The sequence below is a fragment of the Variovorax sp. P1_H2 genome, from assembly GCF_056405295.1.
On sequence record NZ_JBFUCJ010000259.1, the window covers coordinates 1 to 2,063 of the forward strand.

Below are 2,063 nucleotides of genomic sequence, written 5' to 3' on the forward strand. Positions count from 1 at the left end.
GCGCAGACCTTCTCGACCGCGGAGGACAACCAGCCGGCSGTGACGATCAAGGTGTTCCAGGGCGAGCGCGARATCGCCTCGGGCAACAAGCTGCTCGGTGAATTCAATCTCGAAGGCATCCCGCCGGCTTCGCGCGGCACGCCGCAGATCGAAGTCAGCTTCGACATCGACGCCAACGGCATCCTGCACGTCGGCGCCAAGGACAAGGGCACCGGCAAGGAAAACAAGATCACCATCAAGGCCAATTCGGGCCTCTCGGAGGACGAGATCCAGAAGATGGTGAAGGACGCCGAACTCAACGCGGCCGAGGACAAGAAGAAGGTCGAGCTGGCCCAGGCCCGCAACCAGGGCGAGGCGATGGTGCACAGCGTCAAGAAGTCGCTCGGCGAGCACGGCGCCAGCCTGGACGCCAGCGAAAAGGAAAAGATCGAGGCGGCGATCAAGGACGTGGAAGAAGCCCTGAAGGGCGAGGACAAGGCCGCGATCGACAACAAGACGAACACGCTGATGAGCGCCAGCCAGAAGCTCGGCGAGAAGATGTACGCCGACGCGCAGGCGGCCGCTGGAGCGGCCGGCGGTCCGGGCGCTGGCCCGGAAGCTGCAAGTGCACCGGCGGACGACAACGTGGTCGACGCCGAGGTCAAGGAAGTCAAGAAGGGCTGATCTTCCCGCCCTGAACGAGGCTGGACCCCCTGGCAAGGCGGTCCGGCCTTTTCCGCTTTCTGCCCCACCGATTTCGCCACCGATTCCCGACCATGGCCACCAAACGCGACTACTACGAAACCCTCGGCGTTCCCAAGAACGCGAGCGAGGAGGAAATCAAGAAGGCTTATCGCAAGCTCGCGATGAAGCATCACCCCGACCGCAACCACGGCGACGCCGGCAAGGAATCCGAGGCCAAGTTCAAGGAGGTCAAGGAAGCTTACGAAATGCTGTCGGACAGCCAGAAGCGCGCCGCCTACGACCAGTACGGGCACGCGGGCGTCGACCCCAACATGCGCGGCGGGCCGGGCGCGGAAGGCTTCGGCGGCTTCGCCGAGGCCTTCGGCGACATCTTCGGCGACGTCTTCGGCGGCGCCCGGGGAGGCCGCCAGGGCAGCGGCCGCCAGGTGTTCCGCGGCAGCGACCTGAGCTATGCGATGGAAGTCACGCTCGAGGAAGCGGCCGATGGCAAGGACGCCCAGATCCGGATCCCGAGCTGGGACGACTGCGGCACCTGCAAGGGCACGGGCGCCAAGCCCGGCACCAAGCCGATCACCTGTACCACCTGCCATGGCCAGGGCGCGGTCCAGATGCGCCAGGGCTTCTTCAGCGTGCAGCAGACCTGCCCCACCTGCCACGGCTCGGGCAAGATCATTCCCGAGCCCTGCACCACCTGCCACGGCCAGGGCAAGATCAAGAACAACAAGACGCTGGAAGTGAAGATCCCGGCCGGCATCGACGACGGCATGCGCATCCGCAGCACCGGCAACGGCGAGCCCGGCACCAACGGCGGCCCGCCCGGCGATCTCTACATCGAGATCCGCCTCAAGAAGCACGAGTTGTTCGAGCGCGACGGCGACGACCTGCACTGCGTGGTGCCGGTCAGCATCACCACGGCGGCGCTCGGCGGGGAGATCAACGTGCCGACCCTGAAGGGCGCGGCCGCGATCGACATCCCGGACGGCACCCAGAGCGGCAAGCAGTTTCGCCTCCGCGGCAAGGGCATCAAGGGCGTGCGCTCGAGCTACCCGGGCGACCTGTACTGCCACGTCCGGGTCGAAACGCCGGTCAAGCTGACCGAACACCAGCGCAAGCTGATGAAAGAGCTCGACGAGTCGCTCAAGAAGGGCGGCGACAAGCACAGCCCGACCGACAAGGGCTGGTTCGACAAGGCGAAGGAATTCTTCAGCTGAGCGCCACCGGGGTGCCGGCTGCCGGGGTCACCGGCGGCGAATCCAAAGCGGCCTGCGGGCCGCTTTTTTGTTGTCGGCGCTTTCCCGTAGGCGGCGCCGGCGCCCCGGGCGTTGGGTCCGGAACAGACGAACGTGTCATATGAATAGAACCTGCATTCGCCGCCGATC

General features: G+C 65.9%; 2 protein-coding genes. Both read left to right on the forward strand.

Translation table 11 applies throughout. From position 1 onward, the window contains the following. Positions 1-663 (forward strand): Hsp70 family protein (locus AC1D2E_RS35610; protein WP_478201759.1); only part of this gene is annotated, 663 nt, incomplete at its 5' end. A 92-nt stretch (positions 664-755) separates the two neighbouring features. Next, positions 756-1,895 (forward strand): molecular chaperone DnaJ, encoded by a 1,140-nt coding sequence (dnaJ, locus tag AC1D2E_RS35615; protein WP_478201760.1) that lies wholly within the window; start codon positions 756-758, stop codon positions 1,893-1,895. Positions 1,896-2,063 lie beyond the last annotated feature (168 nt).